The 24,726-nt window shown below is 57.9% G+C and carries 17 protein-coding genes; 3 read left to right on the top strand and 14 right to left on the bottom strand.

The annotated features are described in order from the left end of the window. Positions 1 to 53 precede the first annotated feature (53 nt). Entirely contained in the window at positions 54 to 518 is a 465-nt protein-coding gene (locus tag ACN0WW_RS01665) for a MarR family winged helix-turn-helix transcriptional regulator (protein ID WP_417608720.1), read from the top strand. Here the strand turns inward: ACN0WW_RS01665 and proB are convergent. After that, positions 515 to 1,681, bottom strand: coding sequence for a glutamate 5-kinase (proB, locus tag ACN0WW_RS01660; protein ID WP_417608718.1), 1,167 nt, complete (start codon positions 1,679 to 1,681; stop codon positions 515 to 517). The genes ACN0WW_RS01665 and proB overlap by 4 nt on opposite strands. A 183-nt stretch (positions 1,682 to 1,864) precedes the next feature. On the opposite strand from proB, the gene ACN0WW_RS01655 reads away from it, so the two are divergent. Then, positions 1,865 to 2,647: a pyrroline-5-carboxylate reductase family protein gene (locus ACN0WW_RS01655; RefSeq protein WP_417608716.1), complete on the top strand. Its 783-nt coding sequence runs from the start codon at positions 1,865 to 1,867 to the stop codon at positions 2,645 to 2,647. Between the two features lie 244 nt (positions 2,648 to 2,891). Here the strand turns inward: ACN0WW_RS01655 and ACN0WW_RS01650 are convergent, their stop codons facing one another. From ACN0WW_RS01650 to ACN0WW_RS01615, 8 genes are all read right to left on the bottom strand, one after another. Then, entirely contained in the window at positions 2,892 to 4,322 is a 1,431-nt protein-coding gene (locus ACN0WW_RS01650) for a glycosyltransferase family 2 protein (RefSeq protein WP_417608714.1), read from the bottom strand. Further along, positions 4,319 to 5,308 (bottom strand): HEAT repeat domain-containing protein, encoded by a 990-nt coding sequence (locus ACN0WW_RS01645; RefSeq protein ID WP_417608712.1) that lies wholly within the window; start codon positions 5,306 to 5,308, stop codon positions 4,319 to 4,321. Before ACN0WW_RS01645 ends, ACN0WW_RS01650 begins: the two co-directional genes overlap by 4 nt. Continuing rightward, positions 5,305 to 6,423, bottom strand: coding sequence for a YaiO family outer membrane beta-barrel protein (locus ACN0WW_RS01640; RefSeq protein ID WP_417608710.1), 1,119 nt, complete (start codon positions 6,421 to 6,423; stop codon positions 5,305 to 5,307). The genes ACN0WW_RS01645 and ACN0WW_RS01640 overlap by 4 nt, the downstream gene beginning before the upstream one ends. Continuing rightward, positions 6,404 to 6,796: a response regulator transcription factor gene (locus ACN0WW_RS01635; RefSeq protein WP_417608708.1), complete on the bottom strand. Its 393-nt coding sequence runs from the start codon at positions 6,794 to 6,796 to the stop codon at positions 6,404 to 6,406. The genes ACN0WW_RS01640 and ACN0WW_RS01635 overlap by 20 nt, the downstream gene beginning before the upstream one ends. A gap of 241 nt (positions 6,797 to 7,037) precedes the next feature. Further along, on the bottom strand, positions 7,038 to 10,685 hold the full coding sequence (gene putA, locus ACN0WW_RS01630; protein ID WP_417608706.1) for a trifunctional transcriptional regulator/proline dehydrogenase/L-glutamate gamma-semialdehyde dehydrogenase: 3,648 nt from the start codon (positions 10,683 to 10,685) through the stop codon (positions 7,038 to 7,040). 202 nt (positions 10,686 to 10,887) lie between these two features. Then, complete coding sequence (locus ACN0WW_RS01625) at positions 10,888 to 11,517, bottom strand: hypothetical protein (protein ID WP_417608704.1); 630 nt, start codon at positions 11,515 to 11,517, stop codon at positions 10,888 to 10,890. 1 nt (position 11,518) lies between these two features. After that, complete coding sequence (locus ACN0WW_RS01620; RefSeq protein WP_417608702.1) at positions 11,519 to 12,862, bottom strand: sensor histidine kinase; 1,344 nt, start codon at positions 12,860 to 12,862, stop codon at positions 11,519 to 11,521. Between the two features lie 8 nt (positions 12,863 to 12,870). Continuing rightward, positions 12,871 to 13,554, bottom strand: coding sequence for a response regulator transcription factor (locus tag ACN0WW_RS01615; RefSeq protein WP_417608700.1), 684 nt, complete (start codon positions 13,552 to 13,554; stop codon positions 12,871 to 12,873). 205 nt (positions 13,555 to 13,759) lie between these two features. Between ACN0WW_RS01615 and ACN0WW_RS01610 the strand changes: the two genes are divergently transcribed. After that, positions 13,760 to 16,693, top strand: coding sequence for a CHAT domain-containing protein (locus ACN0WW_RS01610; protein WP_417608698.1), 2,934 nt, complete (start codon positions 13,760 to 13,762; stop codon positions 16,691 to 16,693). A 93-nt stretch (positions 16,694 to 16,786) separates the two neighbouring features. Here the strand turns inward: ACN0WW_RS01610 and ACN0WW_RS01605 are convergent, their stop codons facing one another. The 5 genes from ACN0WW_RS01605 to ACN0WW_RS01585 all read right to left on the bottom strand — a co-directional run bounded on the left by ACN0WW_RS01605 (position 16,787) and on the right by ACN0WW_RS01585 (position 24,665). Continuing rightward, positions 16,787 to 17,686, bottom strand: coding sequence for an SH3 domain-containing protein (locus tag ACN0WW_RS01605; RefSeq protein WP_417608696.1), 900 nt, complete (start codon positions 17,684 to 17,686; stop codon positions 16,787 to 16,789). A gap of 176 nt (positions 17,687 to 17,862) precedes the next feature. After that, on the bottom strand, positions 17,863 to 21,600 hold the full coding sequence (locus ACN0WW_RS01600; RefSeq protein ID WP_417608694.1) for a hypothetical protein: 3,738 nt from the start codon (positions 21,598 to 21,600) through the stop codon (positions 17,863 to 17,865). 30 nt (positions 21,601 to 21,630) lie between these two features. Further along, positions 21,631 to 22,962: a surface lipoprotein assembly modifier gene (locus tag ACN0WW_RS01595; RefSeq protein WP_417608692.1), complete on the bottom strand. Its 1,332-nt coding sequence runs from the start codon at positions 22,960 to 22,962 to the stop codon at positions 21,631 to 21,633. Between the two features lie 270 nt (positions 22,963 to 23,232). Then, positions 23,233 to 23,673, bottom strand: coding sequence for a DUF3429 domain-containing protein (locus ACN0WW_RS01590; RefSeq protein WP_417608690.1), 441 nt, complete (start codon positions 23,671 to 23,673; stop codon positions 23,233 to 23,235). Positions 23,674 to 23,873: 200 nt separating this feature from the next. Further along, on the bottom strand, positions 23,874 to 24,665 hold the full coding sequence (locus tag ACN0WW_RS01585) for a hypothetical protein (RefSeq protein ID WP_417608688.1): 792 nt from the start codon (positions 24,663 to 24,665) through the stop codon (positions 23,874 to 23,876). Between the last annotated feature and the right edge of the window lie 61 nt (positions 24,666 to 24,726).

Genomic DNA, 24,726 nt, shown 5'->3' with positions numbered 1-24,726 from the left:
AAAAATCGCATTAAGCTGGTTTATTGAGGCCAAAAACCTGTATCAGTATGGCTATGTCAAATTCAAACGCACTTTTGGTGGCTCTGCGGCAGATTAACCGGGCGATCGACTTGCACTCCAAAAAACTCGAGAAAGAGACCGGTCAGACGACACCGCAACTTTTGCTTCTGAAAGAACTGGCAAAGCATGGACGAGCAAAGCCGTCGGTTGTCGCGAAATCGGTGCATCTGTCCCATGCGACCGTTACCTCCATCGTGGACAGGCTGGAAAAGTCCGGGATGGTGACACGGGAAAAAAGCGAGGACGATCGCCGGTCCGTCGAAATCGTTCTGACCGAAAAAGGTCGGGAATGCATCGAGAATGCCCCCGAGTTGCTTCAGGAGGATTTTCTGGTTTCGCTGTCCCAACTGGAACCCTGGGAACAGAATCTCCTGATTTCATCGGTGCAGCGCATCGCAGGGATGATGGATGCGAACCAGATCGAAACAGCGCCAATTCTCGATATCGGCGAGATTTAGCTCTGCGGCAGGACTTCGGTCATGACATCGTCCGCTGGCAGTTCCCACTGAAGATGCCGGTCATCAAGCACCACGATATTCTTGTCGGTAATCAGGGTGCCGCCGGTTTTATATCCCAATAACTGCATCGCGCTCATGTTGGGATTGCGGGCGAGAGCCATGGTTTCGTCGGAGGAAAAATTGGTCAGGCCGCGGGCCAGCTCGGTTCCGGATTCGCCGTAGATGTGAATGACATCGCCTTTCACATATGGCCCCTGAATCGAAAGCACGTCCTCCCGTCCAATATGACGAGGACCGGATTTGAACGCAGCCGCCGTCTCTTCATTGACGACGATGCTGCCCGCCATCTGCAAGCGATCCGACAACCAGTTCGCCCAAGCAGATTCGGGGCGTTCATTGGCCAATATTTTCGTGTGGCGTCGTCCGCCGTTGAGTAGCGAGGTGACCGGCTGTTCGTATTCGCCGTGCGCGATCAGAGTATCGCACCCCGCATTTTGCGCCATGTGGGCGGCCTGAATCTTGGTCAACATGCCACCGCTGCCGAGGTCGCTCACGCCTTCCGTTACGGCAAGATAGGGAGAAACATCGCGCAGTTCTTCCACCAGCTTCGCTCCCGGTTCAGCCGGATCTTTATCGTACAGGCCATCGACCTGGGTCAAAATCACCAACAGGTCCGCCTGCACCATCTGCGCGATCTTGGCAGATAGCCGGTCATTGTCACCAACCCGGATTTCCTCGGTGGTGATCGTGTCATTTTCGTTGATGATCGGCATGATATTCGCGGCCAGCAGGCGATCGACCGTATTCTTTGTATTCAGAAACCGTTTGCGATCTTCCAGATCGCGCAGGGTTACGAGCACCTGTGCTATTTCAAAGCTATATTCGTGAGCCACCTGCTTGTAGCCGTTCAGCAGCAGCGGCATGCCGCAAGCGGCGGCGGCTTGCTTGTCGCGCAGACCGGCGGTTTCGGGACGCTCGCCGATCATGTTCAAACCCAGCGCAACAGAGCCGGACGAACACAGGATGACTTTCGCACCGCCCTCTCGCAACCGCGCGATGTCCTCCAGCAAATTGTGCATGAACGCCCAGCGCGGCGTTAACCGTTCTGCATTGGCGAGCAAGCTGGAGCCGACTTTCACCACTATTGTTTTGCCTTGTACCATTGTATCGTGCGCCCTTCTTAACAAGCTTCGGGGGTTAGGGGGGGAAGCGTTCGAGTGCAATAATTTAGTGATCAAACTATATCAATAAACCCGATCGTTTCAAAAAATAGCATTTGTTGACATGTCTGTTTTGTATCCTAAGGATATTGAGAAACCTTTTACTCCAGAAAATATGAGATTAAATTGAAAAAAATATTACTGCTAGGATGCGGAAACATGGGTGGCGCATTGCTGAAAGCATGGGCCAAAAACACCGATCATTCCTTCACCGTGGCGGATCCCGCCAAGCCCGCACTGCCAAAAAATGTCGCACAGGTCAGCTCCGCCGACGAGTTGGACGGGGATATGTTCGATTATCTCATCGTCGCGCTGAAACCGCAACTGATCGATACCGTCCTGCCCGACTACTTGCCATATCTTGCCGACGACGGCGTGATCAGCTCGATTGCGGCCGGATATTCCGCTGGTCGGCTGACCGAGCAAGCGCCGGGCCGTTCCGTAATCCGTATCATGCCCAATCTTCCGGCGATGATCGCCAAGGGCGTCAGCGGCCTCTATGCTCATGGCAGTGTCACAGAAACCGCGTCGCGCGATATAGAAGAACTCGCCTTATGCTCGGGAAAAGTCGTCTGGGTGGACAATGAAGACATGCTCGATCGCCTGACAGCGGTTGCGGGTAGCGGACCCGGCTATGTGTTCGAGATCTTGCGTAGCTATGTCGAAGCGGCAATGGCTATGGGCTTCAATGAGGAAGACGCGAAAACGCTGGTTTTGGGGACCGTTCAGGGCACGCTGGAAATGGCGCTGCAGTCCGACCTGTCGCTGGAGCAGTTGCGGAACAATGTCACCAGCAAAGGCGGCACCACCGCAGCTGGCCTGAAGGCGCTGAACGGTGAAGAGGATTTCTCTGCACTGATCCGTGATACTCTCGACGCCGCCTATAAGCGGGCCGTCGAGCTGAGGTAGGCGAAGAAATAGGAGCGAAGCGGGGAAGCCGGGGCGCGACAAAATTCGATTTGCCGTCGGTAAACACCCCGCTTCCTGAGCGTGATCGAGCGAAAGAAGCGCTTCCCGGCTTTCGGTCCGGACGATCAGCATTTGGATCCGACGGATCAAGTATCGCAGCGCTCATGTTGGCCGGGAGTTTCCTGAAGATCCCTGGTCTATGAAGATGCCTGATCGCACTTTACACAGCTAGAGCAGGAAAGCCTCAGTTGTCGGCATTGAAGCCTTCCCGTGGCACCGCCGCCCAGCTGGTATCCTTGCGAAAGTGGCGCCCTATGCCCGACAGGCGAAATGCGAGATTTGCCTGCCGATATCCGAAATTCTCGACAAATGCCGCAAGCCCTACGCGAACCAGATCAAGCGCCGATGGCGTCCGTTTCAGCTGCAATTCTTCGAGCGCAAGCGTTCCAATACTCAAACCGGTACCGAACAAGACTGTCACGCACAGGAAGAGGATTGCCATGGTCGGATCCATCACCCCGAGCCAGAGCGCCGCTGGAATAACCAGATATCCGATCAATTCGGCCGGCGGGCCGATGACATCTTCGACAACGACCTGAAACATCGAAAACATACCGATCCGTCCGTAGCGCGGATTCAGGATCATTCTACGATGCCGGATCAGCGTTTCCAACGCGCCCTGTTGCCAACGCGCGCGCTGGTTGCGCAAGCCAGCCCAGGTCGTCGGTGCCTCTGTCCAGCAAACAATTTCGGGCACAAAGCCGATTTTATATTCGCGTTTCTGCTCTCGCATATGACGATGGATGCGGACAATCAGTTCGAGATCCTCTGCCACCGTATCATGCTCATAGCCGCCGATTTCGAGCAGGACGGAGCGCCGGAAAATGCCAAAGGCACCGGAGATGAGCATCAGCGAGTTTGCCTCGGCATTCGCTACTCTGGCGGTCAGAAAAGCACGCAGATATTCTACGATCTGGAAACGCGGCAGCCAATCTTTTGAAATACCGATTTTACGGAGCGAACCCCCTCTGATCTCGCATCCGTTCGCAATTCGGATAGCCCCTCCGACAGCGACCACTTTGCCCGTATCATACATGAACGGTTCAGTAGCCCTCAGCAGTCCGTCGGTCTCGATGATCGAATCGGCATCAATCACGCAAACGAGCGGCGTCCGGGCGAAGCCAATCCCGGCGTTGGATGCATCAGCCTTGCGGCCGTTTTCTTTGTCTATGACGACCAGATTGGGATGTTTGCGCGACTGGTAGACGCCCAGGATTTTGGTATGCTGCAAGACCGCGATCTGTTCCCGATCACTTGGCACGCAATCGAAGCCGTCAATCAATTCCTGGATCGTTCGATCATCGGATCCGTCGTTGACTACGATCACTTCATGTTCGGGATATTCGAGCGCGAGAATCGACCGGACGCTCTGGACGATCGACAACTCTTCATTGAAGGCAGGCACGATCACCGAGACCGGCAACGCGAGGTCTCCATAGCGTTGCCACAGGTCCATCGAAATCGCAGATGGTTTTACGCGCGTGGCAAAAACATAGGATGCAATAAGAAGCTGCATCAGACTGATGAAGTTGCGAAACAGCACGACCAGCAGACATATGTAGGCGAGATACATCACCAATTGCGTGGCCATTTCGGTGATCAGTGCGACATTCATGCGACCGCTCCGTTTGCAGACTTGGGCCGCCGTTCCGATACCAGCGCTTCCAGCTTTGGTATGGCCTCTTCCGCGCGCAATCTGACCCAAAGCTCAGCGTCATTCGCAAGCACATGCAACAAGGGCAAGGCCTGGGTAAGACGCAACGCAGCTGAGCTATTGACCGCCTGTATCCGTACCACCGGGCTTTCATCTTCGAGCGCCCTCACCACCCATTTCGCAACCGATGGATGGCCCAGCTTGCCGGCGGATCGCAAGGCGGCACATCGAATTTCGACATTGTCGAACGATGCAGCCCGCTCCAGTGTCGGTAGAACAGCAGGATCATTCGACCATCCCAACGCGTCAATTATCGCGGCACGGCGAACATGGGACATCACATCGGAAAGAATGTGGACGAGCTCCGCCGGGTAAGCAGGCGCGAGCGCGCGAAGCATGGCAACGTCAAGCCGGTTGGGTGCGCGATCCGGCACACCGATCAGCGCTATTGTTTCGCGCGGCGGTGGAAGTCGCTGAAAGCTGGCCAACGCAAAGGCTGCGTTCAACCGCACAATGCGGTGGCGGTCATACCGCAACATCTCGTGCAGCTTGGCAATGACCGCTTCGCCGCCATATCGTTGCAAGGTCCGCACCGCATCAATCCGGCGAGCCGCTCGCCACGCCGTGCATTTGCGCAGCGGGGTTTGAAGCAGACCGTCGATTTCCGCCAGCTGGATGAGCTTCCTGCGCTCTTCTCCTCTTAACAACATCAGCAAATGGCTCAATGCCTGCAGGCGTTCCTTGACCGTCCATTTCGCATCGGAATGTTCGACGTCAAACCCGCCTACGCGCTGGATATAGCTGTGCGTGATCGCTTTTTGTCGCGCCAGGTAAACGGGAGCTCTGAGTTCAGTGTACCACCGGCGCAGGACGAGCAAAACGAACCCGACGGTCAAAAAGACGGTTGTCCACAGGCAGAACCGGATCAGGCTTTCATAGATATTCATGGCTGGAAAAATTGATAGGTGAGACCGATGTTGAGCGCTTGCCTGTGATAGGAGTCTTCCCGTTTTTCGTCCGCAGCCGCCAGCCGCAAGCGCCATTTTGGTGCAATATTCAACGTCGCGCCGAGAGCAAAGGAGCGCAGCTGTCTGGTGATATCGGCTTCGCGATCCGGGTAGCGGGCCGCGCTAGCAAAAAGAATATGGCCATCGGCCATTTCATAATCGGCGCGCACCGAGCCGCCGATCCGATAATCGCCATCGCCATCAAGCAAATTTATCATACGCGCCGAAAGCGTCACGCCTCGTCCCGCAGAAAGTGCAATTCCGGGTTCGATACTGGCGGAAATTCCGCTGCGATATTTGGCCAGACGCAGATCGGCTGTTCCTCGCAAGCCGGGCGCAACAAGAATTTGCCCCCCGGCTACCAGGCGCCATTGATCGCGAAAATCTGCGTTGGGGGTAATGCCTGCACCGAAGTAATAACTGCCATTGCGGATCCGTGTGGAAGCGCGCGCCGACAGTCTGACATCGGTTACGGTTCTCCGCTCGGCGTCTGCGTCCAGAGAAAAAACCGTGCGCTGGACATTGCCGAACGCGATCGCAACGACCGCATTTTGCCATTTCTGCCGCAGACCGCTATCAAATACGATGTCGGATGTGCCCAGCACAGCGCTGATGGACAGTGGCTCGAAGCCCGAGACTTCCAGATGGCGGCGGGCAAAGGCGCGATCAAATTGCGCCAGACCCGGATAGTCGGGATCCACCGCCCGCACCGTTTCGGCTTGATCGCGCGCAAGCGGCAACCGATCCTGCCAGAGGAGGATATTGGCCCGAGCGAGCTGAATATCGCGATCCTCAGGAGCGAGCGCAATCGCGCACGTGATCGCTGCATAAGCCTTGTCCAGATCACCGGCGGCCGCTTCCGCCGCAGCTAGCCTTCGCCACAGATCAGCATCATCGGGCCGGTCTGCCACCTGCTGTCGCAGGCTTTCGACGTTTTGTGCTGGATCGGCAGAAGCACTCGCCGCTGCCAAAACGGTCTCGGCCTGCGCTTGCTTCTCGACCAGAAGAGCCAAACAGAGGCATGCAAACAGGGCACTAGTGAGCCGACGCGGCATTATTTGCCTTTTGTTGTAATTGGAGATTGACCCGCGTGATAAGCTCTTGCGGCATGAATGGCTTGGTCAGATAATCACTGGCGCCAGCTTCCAGAGCGGCGACGATATCTGCTTCTCCCTTGCGGGCGGTCAGCATGATGACCGGGATATTTTTATCGGCCGGCGCCCGCTTGATCATCGTTAATACCTCCATACCGGAGATCATCGGCATCATCGAGTCCAGCACGATCAGGTCGGGTCTATAGTTTTGCAATAGCGCAAGCACAGCTTCGCCATCGACAGCCGCAACCACATTATGGCCTTCGCTTTCCAGACGAAACTTGATAAGATCGATGATAATCTCGTCATCATCAGCGATGAGAATTTCTGCCATACTGCAAACCTTACTAATATATCGAGCTTGCCTAGCACCATATAGTTAAGGATTGGTTCTGGCCGCGTTCGACCGCATGATCCGCTGGGTCGGTTTATTGGCGGAAATCAGGCCAAAATTGCATTGACCGGGATATCATTGTCAAACCAACCGCCATATGGCCCCGCAGTGCCAATGGCCATTCGGAGCGGCGGGGCCGTTGGTCAAAAACGGCTCCCGCCAGAACTCCACTCCAAGCGTTCTATGCGACCGCCATCAGGCTGGCATTTCCGCCTGCAGCGGTGGTATCGATGGAAATGGCGATTTCCTCGAGCAGCCAGTCGGTCCGGTAGCCGCCCTTGCCAATGCCCAGTTGAACAATCGGAACGGAGTTTTGCTGAGCGGCCACAGCTTTCAGCCAGGGCCGGATGTCCTTGCCGGTATCCTCGATCAGAATTTGCGCAAAGCGTGGCTCCGCTTCCCAGTTTTCCGTCCATTGCAGGCGCTGACCAACCGTCGGCGGCAGGTCCGCGGCAAGGGCGCGGGTCGCTTCGCTGTCCGGCACGAACGGCAGATTGCCCGTCGCAAAAATCGCGAGCAGCTGATCCCGGAGCCCTTCGGCGGTTTCCGGCACCAACAGAACCCGGCCACGGGGGTGGACGCCATAGAGGTTCTTTTCGCCGACCGGACCGGGAAGCTCGACGAAGCTGTCGAGACGCGGTGCCTTGTGGCCGTAGGGCGCTGGCGCATCCTCAGTCACCCTTACAAACCGGGCCAGCTCCTCATAATCGGGGTCGAGAACCGGGCCGCGCTCGATCGTCGTGCTGCGCGGCGCGTTTTTGACCAGACGGCCAATGTACAGCGGTCCACCTGCCTTGGGTCCGGTGCCGGACAGATCGCGACCGCCAAAAGGCTGAACCCCGACAATCGCGCCAATAACATTGCGGTTGATGTAGATATTGCCGACCTGCGCCTGCGCGGTGATATCAGCAATAGTCTTGTCGATCCGGCTGTGCAGGCCGAACGTCAGGCCATAGCCGGTCGAATTGATCTGCTCCATCACCTCGCCAACCTGTTTGCGGGCATAGCGCATCACATGCAGCACCGGTCCAAACACTTCCCGCCCCAACTGGCCGATATGGTCGATTTCGATGATTGTCGGCGCCACAAACGTGCCGTGCTGCGTGGTTTCATCGAGCGTCGGCTGCTGGATTTTCCGTCCAGCCTCGCGCATTTTTTCAATATGGGTGGTGATCGTCTCACAGGCATTTGCGGTGATCACCGGGCCGACATCAACGCACAGTTCGTCGGTTGGCCCGATCTTGAGCTCGGCCAGCGCGCCCTTGAGCATCAACAGCAATTCATCGGCAATATCTTCCTGCACACACAGGATCCGCAGAGCCGAACAGCGTTGCCCGGCGCTGTCAAAGGCAGAAGCGATCACATCGCGAACGACCTGTTCCGGCAGAGCCGAGGAATCGACCACCATTGCGTTCTGCCCGCCGGTTTCGGCAATGAGCCGCAGCGGCGATCCATCCGGCAATGTGCGTTCGGCCAGCTGCGCCTGAATCAGCTTGGCGACTTCGGTCGAGCCGGTGAATATGACACCGCAGACCTCTTCAGCACCGCAAAGGGCGGCGCCGATCGAACCGTCGCCGGGCACCAGCTGCACCACCGCTTCGGGGATGCCGGCTTCGTACAAGATGGAAACGAGCTGAGCGGCCACCAGGGGTGTTTCTTCCGCAGGTTTGGCCAGCACGGTATTGCCCGCGACCAGAGCGGCGGCCACTTCGCCGGTAAAAATCGCCAGCGGGAAGTTCCACGGACTGATGCAAACCACCGGTCCAAGTGGCTCGACATTGTCATCAAATGTCGCGCGGGCCTGCTCCGCATAATAGCGCAGAAAATCGACCGCCTCGCGAACTTCCGCGATCGCATTGGGTAGCGACTTTCCGGCTTCGCGCATGATCAGGCCGAGCAGCGGTTCCATCCGTTCGTCCAGCAAGTCCGCAGCCTTCTCCAGCGCACAGGCGCGCTCTTCGACATGAGATAGCGACCAGTCCGGAAAGGCCTCGGCGGCAACCCGCGCGGCCTGCGATGCTTCCTCCGGTGTCGCCCAGACGACCTGTCCGACCACATCGCGTTCATCACCGGGATTGACGACGTCCTCCGCATCGCGGGTGATCGTCAGTCCGGCAATCATCGGTTCCACCCGCCAATCGACCGATACGCTATCGCGGAGATTTTCTGAGATCCGGGCCAGAACCGTTTCGTCGCTGAGATCCAGCCCGCGCGAGTTTCGCCGGTCAGGATAGAGATTCTCCGGCAGCGCGATCAGCGGATGCTGGGAGCCTATCGGATCAATCTCTTCAACTTCTTTCACCGGATCGACGAGCAGATCGCTGACCGGGACATTCTCGTCCCAGATCCGGTTGACGAAAGACGAATTGGCGCCGTTTTCCAGCAGCCGGCGGACAAGATAGGCGAGCAGCGTCTCGTGGGTTCCGACCGGCGCATAGATGCGGCATGGCCGATTGAGTTTTTTCGCGCTGACGACTTCATTATAGAGCTCTTCGCCCATGCCGTGAAGGCATTGGAACTCGTAGTCGCCGGTGCTGAAGTCATCGCCGGCCAAATGGTAAATGGTCGACAGGGTTTGCGCGTTGTGCGTGGCAAATTGCGGGAAGACAACATCGCGCGCGGCCAGCAACTTGCGTGCGCAGGCGATATAGCTGACATCCGTATGCACCTTGCGGGTGAACACGGGAAACCCTGCCAGCCCGTCTACCTGCGTCCGTTTGATCTCGCTGTCCCAATAGGCCCCCTTGACCAGCCGAACCATGATCCGGTGATCCGAGCGCTTGGCCAGATCAATGATCCAGTCGAGCACATAGGGGCAACGCTTGCCATAAGCCTGAACGACGAAACCAAGCCCGTGCCAGCCGTCCAGCGCGTCATCCAGCGCCAGCGCTTCGACAATATCGAGCGAAAGTTCCAGCCGGTCGGCCTCTTCGGCATCAATGTTCAGGCCGATGTCATACTTCTTGGCGAGCAGGGCCAGCGCGCGAACCCGCGGCAGCAGCTCTTCCATCACGCGGCCCGCTTGCGCCCGGACATAGCGCGGATGCAGCGCCGACAATTTTATGGAAATGCCGGGACCAGTATAGACACCGCGTCCATTGGCAGCTTCGCCGATGGCGTGGAGCGCGCGCTCATAGTCATCATAATAGCGGTCGGCGTCGGCCATTGTCATCGCCGCTTCGCCAAGCATGTCATAGCTGTAGGTAAAGCCCAGAGCTTCCTTCTTGCCGGCTCGCTGGAGCGCTTCCTTGATCGATTCGCCGGTCACGAACTGTTCGCCCATCATCTGCATCGCCATGTTGACGCCGCTGCGAATGACCGGCTCACCGGACCGTTTCAGCAGCGCCGACAGCGACGAGCCAAGACCGCGTTCATTGATCGGCGAAACGAACTTGCCGGACACAACCAGGCCCCAGGTCGCAGCATTGACGAACACCGAGCGCCCGTCGCCCAGATGCGAGCGCCAGTCACCGGTTGCGATCTTGTCGCTGATCAGGGCATCGCGGGTCGCGTTATCGGGGATCCTTAGCAAGGCCTCGGCCAGGCACATCAGCGCGATACCCTCCTGGCTGGACAGCGAATATTCCTTCACCAGTCCTTCAATACCGCCGCCGCGGCCCTTCTTGCGCATGCTTTCAACCAGATCATGGGCGGTCTGCGCAATCGCTTTCCCCTCGGCGTCCGAGACCCGGGCTTGTTCGAGCAGCGGCAGGACGCAGTCGGCCTCGGGGCGGCGATAGGCAGACGTAATGGCACTGCGCAAAGGCGTCACAGGTGAAATGGCGGGTGCGAAATTCTTGAAAGGAAGGATCTGGTTTACTTGGTGCACGGCGGGTCCGATCAAAAAACGAAAATTTGGGGGCGATTCTCAGCTCGGGCTACAATATTCGCGGCGCGGTAACAACCGCAGTGGCGCGAGAGGCGCTTGCATGATCAGCGAATGATAATGTTGCACCGCCAGCAGCCAGCCACACAGGGCCGATCGATGGATGGAAACCGCGAAAAGCCGGACATAATCCGCCTGGGTCCGTCTAGTTCGACACCAGATAATAAGCGGCCGGCTCTCTGGCGCTGGTCTCGATCCTGATCCGGTATCTGCCGGTGAATAGCGGCAGCCATTCACAGTTCATCGGTTTGGAAGAGACGCCGGTTTTGCAGACATTCTCTCCCCGGCCATCGCTGATCTTGATCGACATCGGCTTGGCCGAAACCGGCACCAAAGCCACGGCAGCCTTCTTGCCAGCCAGAAAAATCTGGTCGGTCTTGACCGCCAGCGTCGCCGAGACGGTGCCCTTTTTGTAGGATGGGCCGAGCGCGCGGCCACGATAAACCGGCGAAGTTATCGACGGATCAAGCAGGCTTGCCTGTTCGCTCCATCGCGATGAAAGATCGTCCTCTTCACCATTGTCAGGCTTGGCCCCCAGACTGGCAAGCAATTGTGCTGCAGTCCGGAGGGACTTTGCATCGGCGTTCGTCTCACCTTGCTGTCCTAACGAAATGGCATAGGCAGCACGCGCTACCGGTCCGTCGTCTAAAGCAGGCTTTGGGGTATCAATGCCGGCTGCCGCAGACGATGCTGCGCCCCCGGCTCCGGCAGCACAGCCGGGCAGAAGCAAAACGGATCCGAGGAGAGCGAGCAGAGATGCGTTTCGGTCAGTCAATTCAATCACCCCTCTCCGGACTAATCTCAAATGTGGCCCCCGGTTTTGCATCGTGACAACGAATGATCAATCCGTTCCGCTCGGCCAGCGCCTGGGACAAGGCAAGCCCGAGACCATGGCCCTTTGCGCCGCCCGCATCGATGCGGACAAAGCGCTCAAACACCTTGGTTCGCATATCATCAGCAATGCCTGGACCATTGTCACTTACCGTTATTGTTGGGCCGGGCCGAACCATCATCTTCACAGTTCCGCCTTCAGGCGTATATTTGAACGCATTGTCGAGCAGGTTGGAAAAAATACGCTGAAGATGAGCCGGATTGGCCATCATGCGGACCCCTGGCGTAATATCGGTGCTGAAATCGATACCCAGATCGCCGGCACTTTCCGAAAACAGCTCGGCAATACCCTCGGCAATGTCCGAAACGTCGCACTCCGACAATCCCGTCCGGTCGCCCTTTTGCGCCCGGCTTGACGCGATATCGAGCAAGGAATCGAGCAACGCGATGATGTTTTTGATGTCCGTGCGCGCATTTATCAAACCGATTTTCTGATCGGGTTCGACAATATCGTTCATCGCTGTGACAAGCCGATTGTCGAGATGCATCAAGGGCGTCCGCAACTCGTGCGCTGTATGGTCGGATATGTCCTTGTGAGCGTTGACCAGATTGATAACACGCGACACCATTTCATTGGTGTGACGAGACAGCTCATCCAGTTCATCGCCGCGATCGTCGATATCAACCGGAGTGTCGAACTGGCCCTGGCCAACTCTGCGAAATGCGGCATTGATCGACGCCAACCGGACGCGGAGCCGCCGCGTTGACCAGAAACCGAGACCAACCACCAGCACAACAATGGCGAGCCCGGCAACAAGAAAAGCAATCCGGAGCTTCACCAGCAATGCATCCCGGCTATCGAGGTTCCAGCCCACCACCAGTTTCAGATCCGGAGCCAATTGCGTGGCCCGCGCGAACATCTGGCCCTTGCCAGCGACCGACAGAATGCCGGCTTCGGAATTTTCCGATGACAGGGCCGGCCATTTTGCCAGATTGCCCTCAATCGGCGTTCCTGCGCTATCGGCCAGCAGATAATAGTCGCTCGCGCCGCCGGTTCTGGTCATGGCAATACGATCGCGCACCCGCTCGGCCAGTTCGTCTTGTCCACCGGAGACATAAATGTCGGCTAGACCGGCGATATCTGTATCCACTGCGCTGCGGATCTGCTGCTCGGTCTCCGCCTTGACGATGCCGTTGGCGAGCAGGAACAGCAGGAGCACGACCAGCGCGGTGACCAGCGCGATCCAGATCGAGAAACGACCGAAGAGAGATTTGAAAGGATTGGACAACACCACGATCAGCGGGCCAGCAAACGGTACCCGGCCCCCCAGATAGTCTCGAGGATCGGGCCGTCAAAGCCTTCTTCGAGCTTGCGCCGGAGCCGCCCGACATTGACATCAATGACGTTGGTCTGGGGATCGAAGTTCAAATTCCAAACATCCCGCAACAACATCTCGCGGGTAACGGTCTCACCGGCATTTTGCATGAAATATTTGAACAGCTCGAATTCCTTTGGGCTCAATGGAATATGTCGCCCTTGCCGGTGCGCTGTACGCGCCTTGATATGACATTCCAGATCGCCGAAAATTATCACCGCGCTATGGGATTGTCCACTCGCCCGGCGATGCAAGGCCCGGACTCGGGCAATCAGCTCTTCCTGTTCAAACGGCTTGGCGAGATAATCATCGACCCCGGCATCCAAGCCTTCGATCCGTTTTTCCGTCCGGCCCAGGGCAGAAAGCATCAAAACCGGAAGAGCAACGCCCGCATCCCGCAATTTGGTGATGATGTCGATACCGCTCATATCCGGCAGCATCCGGTCAAGAATGACCAGATCAAATTCCTCTTCCGACGCCAGCCGAAGTCCGTCCTTGCCATTTGCCGCATTGACCACGTCGTCGCCAACCCGCGACAGCGTGTCAGCCACCATCTTCGCCGCTTGCAAATCGTCCTCTACATGCAAAATGCGCAAGTTGTTCATTTTGAGACTATATCCAATACTGATCGCGACAATTGAGACATGTTCTAGAGTTTGTCTACCCGGAAAAGATAGTTACAAATGCTGTTAGTATCGGCGGCATTCCCACATTTTTCGTAATTCCTACTGCCGCCTTGCATATGTTACCGAGCGGTTTACCATCTTCCCTGGGTGCAACTGGGTTTTCAAATTCAGGGATTGGATAGTGATGCGTTGCTGGATTTTGTCGGTCATTTTGTCGGCGGCCGTTTTACCCACCACTGGCTGGACCGCCACGCAGGAAACGAGCGCCGACGATAAGAGACCTCTGTCGGAGACTGGCCCGTTGCAAGACGAACTGGACCAGATGCTTCTGCGGGATCGCTTTGAGAAGCCCGACGTTGAGCGGGACGCCTGGCTCAGCTTTCGGAAAAAGGTCCGTTTGGAGGATTCCGCTGACAGCCGTCTGAAAGCGCTAACCCATACGCATATGGCGATTTCCTATTTTTACACCAACGAATATGACAAAGGTTGGGCTGAGGTCCGGCAGGCAGAAGCGCTGCTCGAGACGATGCAGCCGGAAGCGTCGCGTGACTTCCGCTATGAATTATTGGCTTATGGCAGTCTGATCTCCACGGATTTGACGGAAATCGACCGGGCCAGCACATATGCTGAGCTTGCGATGGCGGAAGCGACAGAAAATTTCGGTCAGGAAAGCGCAGCCGCAGCCCTTGCCTATAACGCCAAGGGATATCTGGCTTACAAGGCCGGCAATACCAAGCAGGCCCAGCAAGATATGTGCAGCGCGGCAAAACTTGCTGCCGCCCACTTGCCGCTTACAGACCCCATGGTGGCCAATAACTACGTCTCCTGCGGCGTGACCATGTATTTCAACGACGACCCGAACACAGCAGAAACCATGGAATATGCGGCCTCCATTGCCTATGAAAACCTGCCGCCGCAGCACCCGGTAGTGGGGCTGGCACTGAACGGTTCTGGCGGTGTGCTCAATCTTCTGGGTCGCTATGCCGAGACGGAAATCATCCTGCAACAGCAGGTCGAGATCGAACTCCGCAATCGCGGCATGCAATCGCCGAGTGTTTACAATCCACTGTCGATGCTCGCCGATGTTCTGGTAGCCCAGGGCAAGCTTGAGGAGGCTCTCGCAATCCAGCAGAATGCGACGGCCTACGCACACCAGATGGACAAGGGCGGCGACCCCTCTGCGCGCGGATTTTCGTCTATCAAGCTGGCCGTGCTGCTGGACCAGCTCGGTCGCAGCAACCAGTCCCGCCCCCATTATCTGTCCGGTATTGAGGAAGTGAAGGCGGATCTGCAGCCCGGGGATGCCTGGATATCTCTGGCCGAACTGGCTTACGCCCATCATCTCTATCGCTTTGAAAATCGGGCAAAGGGTCTGGCGCTGGCGAAGCGGACCTTTGCCGACCTAGCCGACGCTCTGCCAGAAGGGCATCGCGATCGCATCGTCTGGGACCTGCGGATTGCCGAAATGATGGCCGAAGAAGGGCAGGCAAAGGCTGGCTATGCACGCGGCCTGCCGATCGCCAACCGGCTTGAGGAAAAGCTGATGAGCTATGCCACCGCCCGGCCGGAACTCATCTCTTATTCCCCTGTCATGACCGCCGGTTTTGCGAGCTTTGCCCATAGCTCGCTGCTGGCAGGCGACGAAGAGGCAGCGGTCAAGGCGGCACAACTGACATTGCTGTCAGAATTATCGACCGCCAATGCCAATCTGACGCTGCGCGCCGCGGCCAAAGACAAGGGTTTTGAAGATCGCGTGCAGAAAATTCGCCAGGCACGCAGTGAGCTAAAGACGCTCAAGGCCAGCCTGATGAAGGCCGAAGCCGATGTCGACGACAATTTGCAGGATATCAGCCTGAAACTGCGGGAACGGCAGGCGGTACTGACAAATCTGGAAAGCTCGCTGATGAAGGACTTTCCGGAATATACCTCGCTCAGCCGACCCGCATTGCTCACCCTTTCGCAAATTCGGGAAAACCTGTCAGACGATCAGGCGGTGATCTTTCCGATTGCCGGCAACGACAAGTTTCTGACCATCATCGTGACGCGTAGCGATCTGTTCTGGGACACCAGCGACAATCGCGGGATGCGTCTGTACCGAAAAACCAGCCAGCTGCTGTCGCAAATCAATAATGCTCGCTTCGCTGACGACATCGAAACGGCGGACTTTGACGCAGATACGGCGTACGAATTGTTCCAGATCATTTTTCCGGGCCGTCTTTACAGCCAGATCGCCGACAAGTCGGAACTGCTGTTCCCGGCATCCGGCGCCATCGCCAAATTGCCGCCACAGATCATGCTGACACGGCCCACCAACGACGACGACCCCCTCCGTCAGCTGCCCTGGCTGGTCCGGGAAAAATCGATTGCCATTTATTCCAGTCTGGGCGAGCGCATGAAGCCATCGGCCCGGAAAGCGACGCGGAACAGATTTGCCGGCATCGGCGCACCGGCCCTGAATGGCAAAGATTCGGTCGAACTGGCATCGGTGAATATATTCCGCGGCGGTGCCGTAGACGTGGATTCGCTGCGCTCATTACCCGAACTACCCACGGCCCAGACGGAATTACGGCAGATTGAAACCGCTTTTGGTCCCGATTTTTCCACCATATTGACCGGCAATCAAGCGACCGAAAAGGCTTTGCGCGCTCTGGACTTGGGATCTTATTCGGTCATCGCCTTTGCGACCCACGGGTTGGTCAGCGGCGAACTCAACGGTCTGCTGGAACCGGCGCTGGTCTTTACCCCGCCCGATGACACTGTCCCGGAGAATGACGGTTTGCTCACGGCCACAGAGATTTCGCAGATGACCATCCCGGCCGACTGGGTGATCCTGTCTGCCTGCAATAGCGGCGGCGGCAGGAACAACAGCGCGCCGACCTATTCCGGTCTGGCCCGCGCATTCCGGCTGGCCGGAGCACAATCGCTGTTGCTCTCGCATTGGCAGGTCCGCGATGATGCCGCAGCCATGCTGACGATAAATACCGTGAAAAATGCAACCGGAGGCATGCGCCGTTCCGAAGCGCTTCGTCAGGCGCAGCTGAAGCTGATCGATGACGCCGCTATCCCGGGCGGCGCTCACCCGGCAATCTGGGCACCATTCATCTTGATCGGTGACTAGACGCTATCCCACAGTAAGCAAAAAATGAAAGGACGCCCTCCGGGATAGAGGACGCCCTTCCTTATCAGTGATATCCCTACGCCGGGGTCGCAATTAGCGCAGGTCTTCTACTGAAACCCAGCCCTTGGTGCCATAATTGTCGGTTACCTCGACAAACAGCCCCTCTTTTTTTCCGGTCGGCTTTAATTCGGTGTCCGCGCGGAGAGAGCGAACTTCAGCAGCGGTTTTTGAGGCACTTGCTCTCATCGACGTCGGAACAGCAACCGTGTAGGTGGTCGTGATCGTTGCCGCCGGTGCCGCCGCAGCTGCCTGGCGTGCCGTTGCCAACGCCCCGGCCTGTGACGCGAGGTTGTTATAGGCTTCGATGAAGGCGCTGGTCACCATCTTGCCGTCTTTCGACGAGCTATATTGCCCGAATTGTCCCTGACTGGCCGCAACCCAGTCGCTGCTGTTCAAGACCTTGATTGTCGATTTCTGGCTGAGGCCGCTGCCGGCAATCAGCGTCTGTCCGTTGGACGGATCCATCAGCCGCAAGCCAGCAGAAATGGTCTTTTTCTTGCCGCCCAAACCGCCAAACATACCCATCAATGCGCCGCCCATCGGAACTTTGCTCAGGATGGTACCGGCAGCACCGGACTGAACCAGGCCGCCTTTCAACAGGCCGGTCGCCGTGTTCATGGTCTGGTCAACTTCTTCCTGCGAGCCGGCAATGGCGGACAAAAGATAATTGGCTGGCTTACCATCCGCGCCAGTATGCAAGGTGAAGCAGCCGGATTCCTGAACAATCGCACCCAGCATTCCGCGAGGACTGGACAAGCCGAATTTGCTCCATCCCTGCGTGTCGCCATCGGTGATCGCAACGGTGCCGTAGGATGCGTCGCATTTCATGACCGCAACCTCTTTTTTCTTCGCGGCCTGCGAAGGTGCGGGTACCGCAACGGTGATTAAAGCAGCGGCTGATAGCAACGCTGAAATAGGCTTGAAGTTGTTCATGATATCCGTTCCCTTGTTCTCTTTACCGAAACAAAACTGGCGGAAAACTGCCCTGATTTCCAATTACACCTGCTGTTAGACATGTGACAAAGCTTGTTAGCTTTATCTCTCAAGATGCTGGCCCGTCCCTGATTGACAATTGTCAGGGACGGGCCGAGCTCTGTTGGGGCGGCGAATTATCTAAACGAAAAATCCGGTCCCAGTTTCTCTCTGAAATTCCTGATCAAATCGGGTGACATTCGGCCCAGATTGTTGGCCGGCCGACCACCCAGCAGCGGACCAAAATCTGCTTTTGATGTCAGGTTGCCGGTAGGCGCAGTCCAGCTGGACCAGTTGTCCGCCCCCGCCGCAGCAGCAGTAGCAGCAGTAGCAGACGCCATCGTTGGAGCGGAACCGGCTTTGCCGAAAGCAGCCGCACCTTCGACGATCAGGCCGGTGCCGGAACCGCCGAACGTATAATTTACTCCGATATGGCTTGCACCTTCGCCGGCCAGAAAGCCTTCGATCGTAGCATTACATGTATTGGGGCAAGCCGCGCCGCCACCGGTTACCGGCACCCTGAAGCTGGTGAAGGTGTGAAAGGTGAACCCGGTGCTTGTGTCGGTGAAGAGATCAATACCACCGGTTTCAGTGCCAGCTACACCACCGTCGGTTGCGATACCATATGTCGAACCACCAATACCAACGTCAAACTCCAGACCAACCTTTGGCGTGCCGCCAAAAGCGACCGCCATCTTCCCGGCAAATGTGCCGGGCGATTGCGACCCGTCCCGGAACGTCGGTGCAGTGGAACCGACCAGATCATAGGCTACGGTTCCGCTGGTCGGCAGATTGGTCGCGGCGCTGCCATAAACGAAGTGCTTGCCACCATCTTCCGGATAGCTCTTTGTGCGCGGACCGCTGGCGTCGGAAATGATCGCCGTACCGTCTGCCCAGCGCGACCAGTTGATGACGCCGTCAGCTGCGGTGCCGAAGTCAACAATCTTGGCCGTTTCGAGGACACCGGATACACCGCCAAGACCCAGATATTCGCTCAATCTGCCGTCGGTAAATCCGATCGTCCGCTTGCGATTGCCAAGGCCTGCGATAACCTGTTCGTCTCGTGTGACTTCCTCTGGTACGCCCACCAGGTCGGCGCGTTCAAAGCCGGCCACACCATGAATGGCGCCAAAGTCGGCGGTACCGATCTCGTAGGAGAATCCGACATAGCGGCCGTCTTTGCCGCTCAGGAAGCCGCTTGCCGATCCGGTGCATCCCTCACAGCGGCCCAGTTCGGAAATGACGATGCCGTCGCCGGTGAAGTTATAAACCCCGTTACCCGCGTTTTTGACACTGATCGAAAGATCGTCGAGGCCACCGGCAGAGAGGAAGTTAAACCGGTCGTTGCCCATGCCGACAATCGTGTCCCAGCCCATTTTGAGCGTGGCAAAGTCGATCGCGATTTCGCCCTCGAACGTGCCGGGATCGCCCTGTCCATCGACCCGCGTCGGCCGGGTTCCGCCGGCCACGGCATATTCCGCGCGGCCGGTCGGCAAGGTGCCGGTGGTGCCGTCGCCATAGATGTAGTGAATGGATTCAGTGCCAGCCAAAACGCGCTTGCCGCCTTTTAGATTACTGAATTCTCCATCGGTCCAGCGGGTCCAGCCCAGAACGTCACCGAGAGCACCATTGTCGGCATTTTTGGCCGTGCCGATGGAACGGCCGCTATCGCCGACGCCGCCCTTGACCCGGACGCCCGACAACGCTGACTTGTTGGTCGGACTGCCATCGGCATATCCGGTGATCCGGAAGGCACGACCTTCGTCTGCCTGAATCTCGCCGCGGGTCAGGAAATTCGCTGAAACATCCAGAGCAGAGGCAAAATCACCGGCGACCGGCTGGGTAAAGCCGTCATCAACCCTGATACCACGGAAGGTCTTGGTAATCGGATTGGGAGTCCCGCCGGTAACCTCGCCTTTCGCAAAGGCGGCGCTGCCGTCGATCCATTTTACCACGGTATCGGCATCATCGCGGATGGTATAGGCGAAGCCGGCATGGCTGGCGCCGTCACCGGCGAGAAAGCCGTTGTAAACGAACCGGCAGTCACCGACCCTGCAGGCGATTCCCAGACCGTCTTGCAGATCGATAGTGCCGTTAAACCGGCCATCGCTCAGAACGGAGATGCTGGGTGCCAGCACGCCACCTTCCGACGCTACTTCATAGACAGAGTCAGACAAAACGATGGTCGCTTCGAGCCCGGCCAGTACCTGCGCAGTGCCGAAATTGACCGCGAATTTACCGTCAAATCCGCCTGCCGCGACGCTGTCATCGCGGATCGTCGGACTGGTATAACCAATCAGGTCATAGGTCAGCAGCCCGCCTGAAGGCCGGTTGATCATCGGCACACCATAGACAAAATGGTCGCCGCTGTCCGGTCCGCGCGGGGCTCCCAATATCTTGGTGCCACCGACCAGACGCGACCAGCCGATAATTCCCTTGTCGCCGCCCTTTTCCACTTCGTCGCGATCGGCGAACTTGATCTCAAAGCCGCTGCGCAGCCGGTAGCCGACAAATTCATCGCCTTCAAAAATCAGCGTGACTTTGCTGTCCTGGCCCGTTTCAGTGATTTTGGCAAAGGCCACACTGATGTCGCTGCGGCTGTCATCAGGCCGTACGCCGTCGGACGCCGCCAGTACGGGCGTGGGCGTGGGCGTTGGAGTTGGGGTAGGTGTCGGAGTCGGCGTTGGTGTTCCGCCGCCGCCGCCAAACTGGGGGGGTACAGTATAGCCAGCAAGGCGAAACAGCCGCGCCAGTTCGTCAGGATCCAGGCCCGCCGGAAAACCATTGGCAAACAGCAGGTCAACCAGTGCCTGAACCGTCGGATCGCCGGGAGGGATTGTCCCGCCAGCGGCGACCAGCGCCAACAGATCCGCGATCGAACCAAAGGTGGGGCCACTACCGGTAATGCCCGAAATCGTGTAGCCCGCGATACCCAGCACGCGGAGGAATTCCTGCAGCTGGAACTGGGAAATTCCCGACGGCGCGCCATAGGTTTGCAAATTGAACAACAGTGCCTGGATCTGGGTCGGCGTCAGACCGCTATAGGTGCCCAGCCCTCCATTCTGCGCTGCCGCCAGAATCTCGGTGATAAACTGCAAGGCCTGGGCGGGATCAAGCGGACCGGTCTGTGCCTGCACCAAAGCCTGGAACTGCGCCGGCGTGGTTGCGGCCTGCAATGTACCGGGGACAAAAGCCTGCGGCTGCGATACGCCCGCAAAGCCCAGTGCAGTGGGTGTGGTCTGGCTGGCATTGGCGAGAAATTGCGTAGCGTTGCGCTGTGCCTGCTGGACCTGTTGCAGAGCGGTTTGACCGCCGCTGCGATTGGGCTGGACGCCTGCTGTTACCGTGGCTGACGGACCCGATCCATTGCCGGATTTGAAAGCCTTGCCAGCCGAAAAACTGCGGCTGGAACCATTGCTGGCCACCTGCATCGATCCGGTCAGAGCAAAGCCGGAAAAGCTGCCGTCTGCGGCAATTTTGCCGTTGGCGCTGCTGCTGGGCTTCAGGACAATCTGGCTGCCATTACCCGCGATAATCGGCTTGGGAGATCCGTTGGCTGGCGCCGATGCGGTGAAACTGCCGCTCGGCACGGACAGCTGTCCGTCTGCCGACAGCGAATAGCGCGCCGGCCCCATGATGCTGACCGTGGTGCCGTCATCCAGTTTCAGCTGGACAACGCCCGATGCGATTTGTTGTTCACCGGCACCGTTTTCACTGGACGCAGCGTCATTGCCCGCGGAAGTGAAAACCATTTCCGCCGCCCATAGCGGCGAACCGGGAACAAAAATCGCGAACAAGGTGGTCGCAAGCGCGCTGGCACCAGCCAGTTTGACGTCGGTCAGCAGGCTCGTATTTCTTTGGCGGATCTGGGTCATGGTTTTTCTCCCAAGGGTTTACTGTTAATTCTAGAAGCTCAGACGGGCGCCAACAGACGCGGTCCAGCGGTCGTAATCATAAAGCCCGATATTGCTGTCGTTGCGGGTATAGGTCACGCGGGGCCGGATGCTGATCGTATCGGTGAACCGATAACGCAGGCCGAGCGACGCATCATATTGCGTATCGTTGCGACCCTGAAGGAACAGCGGATCTCGGCTGTCATAATTGCGATGCTCAACGCTGGCACCAGCGATGACGGCCGCCTTTTCACCAAGGCTCCATTCACCGCCAAGCTGGGCGTTGAAGAACAGATAGCTCAGCTGGTCAGCACCAGGACGCCGGGTTTCTTCCTTGCCGCCGCCGATACCGCCATAGATATTCTTGTCGGCATAGGTGACGCTGCCGGAGAAACGCTCGGCATCCTGCAGTGGATTGCCATCGTAATTAAGCCGGAAATACTGGCCGCTGACCGATAGCGCGCGATCATTCGACAGCCGCTTGGTATAGCGGACATCGCCGCCGACACTGGTGCGGTAGCCATTATGACCGAGCCAGAAGCGCTGCGCCTGCCCCGAAAGCGAGATAACATCGCCGTTGGCCAGGCTATGGGCAACGCCAACCGTCCCGACTGCCGAGGCCTGATCGACAAACCGGCTGTCGACATTGTCGCGCCAGTTGCCAAGCACCGAGCCGAATAGACGGGTCTGGCGGCTGAGCGGTGTCGAACCGGAGAGCCCCCCCTGGATCTGATAGAAACCGGCATCCTGTTCACGCGCCGCCCCATTCAGGGTCGCGGGGCCCAGAAAGGCGAACAATGGCAATGTAATCGAAATCGCGTCGGTTGCGGTATTGATATTGCTGTCATATCCGCCCTCGACATCGATATAGCCGGTAATCTCTGACGCGCCGCCGGCAATCGCGGTATCCAGCTGACGAACCACACCATCGATCCGGTTGCGCACAGGATCCGGGATCGAAGGGTCGCCGCGGACCGTTTCAAACTCGGCGCGAGCGGTATCGACATCGCCGGCCATCGCATAGGCCCGGGCCAGTTCTGCCTGTGCGCGCGCATTGCGTGGCTGGACCGCCAGAACACGCTGGAACGCGATGATCGCCTCTCCATGGCGACCGGTTTCCAGGGCAGCCAGACCGAGAGCCATGTCATAATCAGGGTTGCCGGCGCGATCTGCCTCGCTGCCCTTGAGCGCGGAATAGGCGGCACCGGCCCGACCAGCGTTCAGCTGGTCCATAGCATTTTTGACATCCGGATCGCTCTGCGCCGCTGCGGGCGTGGATGTGAACGTCAGCAAGCAGCTGCTAAACACCATTGTCGATATCGCGACTGCATTGGAAAAGCGCATGAAGGCCCCCTGTAATTTCATTGACTATGAAAATCGGATAGAGGAGCGCGGGACCATAAGCTTGTTACAAGCACCGATAGAAACATGACAAACAATGTTAATATTGTCGGTCAACGCACCCGTCAGGCATTGCCGATCAGAACCGTAGAGCATCGAAAAGCCAGCACTTCTGGGCCTCTCAGCGATTTGGATAATGTTTCGGTCTTGGAGAGAGTTAACGGCACGGACTCACAGGCCCGATGTGCCCGAGTGTCCGGCAATGATCCTGGTCTACAAGGCGGCCAGCGCCAGCGTGGTCAGGCCCAGGCCGAGCGACAGCAGAATCCGCAGCCGCAGCATCCAGTCCGGCATCAGATTCAACCGGTTCAGTCGCACATCAACCCACAAGGCAGCGATCAGGGCGATGCCCAGCAAAGCGAGCGACGGACCCGGCCACGTGCTCCCGATCATCCACGGGATGCCGCTTGCGACCGCCACCAGACTGGGCACAACCGCAACACTATACACCCACTGCGGCGCACCGGGGCTGGCCACCGCTAGCCCCCACCAGAAGCCGCCCAGAAAACTGAAAATCACAGCCGCATATAAATATCCCGCGCTCAGCGCGATATAACGTGTGTTCTCGTCGAAAACGGCGACGAGGCACAAGAGTTGCGGCAACAGGCCAGCCAATCCCAGAAATGTCGCTGAAAAAGAGAGCTTGTTGTTCAAGAGATGTCCTGTCGGCGATTGCGGTCCCTGTTTGCCTATCTGCTTTATATTTCGGGATTTTTCAATCGCAGACTGAGAAGCCGCAGCGCATCCCGACCGACAGGTCCGGCAGGCCGAGTGGCGATCAGACGAGCGCAGGCTTCAGAACTGCATGGCTTTCCCGCAGGAATTCGGGGAGACCGCCGTCTCTCGCAAAGGGATCAATCCGCGGGTACGGGAAGCATAGCGGCCGGCGGCTGAAACAGCGCGGGATCAATCTCTTCGTTGACGCGGGTCGTCGTCCAGAACACCTCGTTCGATTTCCGCCCGTCATAATAGAGCGTGACATGCCGCGCCTGCAGCCAGCGCGGATTGTTCAGCTCGACAAAATCATCATAGGTGCGATGATGCCATCCTTTCGGCGTACGAAAGCCCATGGAGCGGATAGCGTGGCTTTGCTGATCGATGCCGAATAGCGTTTCCCCGCCCTTGGGATCGGTCAACAGAACCATGTAAAGCGGATGGCCATCAATCCTGTCATCGGCAAGTCTGGTGGCGGTAAAGCCGGGTTTGTCGGCCTGCCGTATAATCCCGAAACCAAAGTTGCTGGCCCAGAATGCATCGGCCTCCGCCTGCGGCGTAATGCCCCGCTCGGTCCAGGTGGTCTGACCGTCAAAGCCGACCTCAAACAGCAGCTTCTCACCCGACTTCGCGATGATCCGGACCTTGCCGTCGGCCCCGTGGGCCGCTTCGCGGTCCGCATCGAATATCCGCCACATCCGGTAATCATCCGCGATCGAGCGCGGCTCCGGCCCCTTTGGCCCGTAGAATATGGCATGGCCGGACAGGCTCAGCGTTTGGGCATTGGCCCAGCCGTCACCGCCAGCAGCCTCTCGGGCAAGGGCGAGTATCTCATTGCCGGACAGATCCGCCTCCGCACGCGCGCCGGTCAGGGGAAGCATGAGCCCGAGGGCCATCACGACAAACAGATCAAAAATTCGAAACAAACGCATCGTCGATCTCCCATATTAGAAAGCCGCTCAACGGAGCGGCTTTCTGTTGTCCCAAGTTGCG

The organism is Parasphingorhabdus sp., assembly GCF_048269865.1.
GTDB lineage: Bacteria > Pseudomonadota > Alphaproteobacteria > Sphingomonadales > Sphingomonadaceae > Parasphingorhabdus.
The sequence above is the reverse complement of the archived record's forward strand: the minus strand, read 5'-3'. Positions and strand labels throughout refer to the sequence as shown.

What these genes read in the sequence shown, in the direction of transcription:
- ACN0WW_RS01665 (WP_417608720.1), top strand. Translation starts at nt 54, where the DNA reads ATGTCAAATTCAAACGCACTTTTGGTGGCTCTGCGGCAGATTAACCGG.
- proB (WP_417608718.1), bottom strand. Translation starts at nt 1,681, where the DNA reads ATGGTACAAGGCAAAACAATAGTGGTGAAAGTCGGCTCCAGCTTGCTC.
- ACN0WW_RS01650 (WP_417608714.1), bottom strand. Translation starts at nt 4,322, where the DNA reads ATGAATGTCGCACTGATCACCGAAATGGCCACGCAATTGGTGATGTAT.
- ACN0WW_RS01645 (WP_417608712.1), bottom strand. Translation starts at nt 5,308, where the DNA reads ATGAATATCTATGAAAGCCTGATCCGGTTCTGCCTGTGGACAACCGTC.
- ACN0WW_RS01640 (WP_417608710.1), bottom strand. Translation starts at nt 6,423, where the DNA reads ATGCCGCGTCGGCTCACTAGTGCCCTGTTTGCATGCCTCTGTTTGGCT.
- ACN0WW_RS01635 (WP_417608708.1), bottom strand. Translation starts at nt 6,796, where the DNA reads ATGGCAGAAATTCTCATCGCTGATGATGACGAGATTATCATCGATCTT.
- ACN0WW_RS01615 (WP_417608700.1), bottom strand. Translation starts at nt 13,554, where the DNA reads ATGAACAACTTGCGCATTTTGCATGTAGAGGACGATTTGCAAGCGGCG.
- ACN0WW_RS01610 (WP_417608698.1), top strand. Translation starts at nt 13,760, where the DNA reads ATGCGTTGCTGGATTTTGTCGGTCATTTTGTCGGCGGCCGTTTTACCC.
- ACN0WW_RS01605 (WP_417608696.1), bottom strand. Translation starts at nt 17,686, where the DNA reads ATGAACAACTTCAAGCCTATTTCAGCGTTGCTATCAGCCGCTGCTTTA.
- ACN0WW_RS01600 (WP_417608694.1), bottom strand. Translation starts at nt 21,600, where the DNA reads ATGACCCAGATCCGCCAAAGAAATACGAGCCTGCTGACCGACGTCAAA.
- ACN0WW_RS01595 (WP_417608692.1), bottom strand. Translation starts at nt 22,962, where the DNA reads ATGCGCTTTTCCAATGCAGTCGCGATATCGACAATGGTGTTTAGCAGC.
- ACN0WW_RS01585 (WP_417608688.1), bottom strand. Translation starts at nt 24,665, where the DNA reads ATGCGTTTGTTTCGAATTTTTGATCTGTTTGTCGTGATGGCCCTCGGG.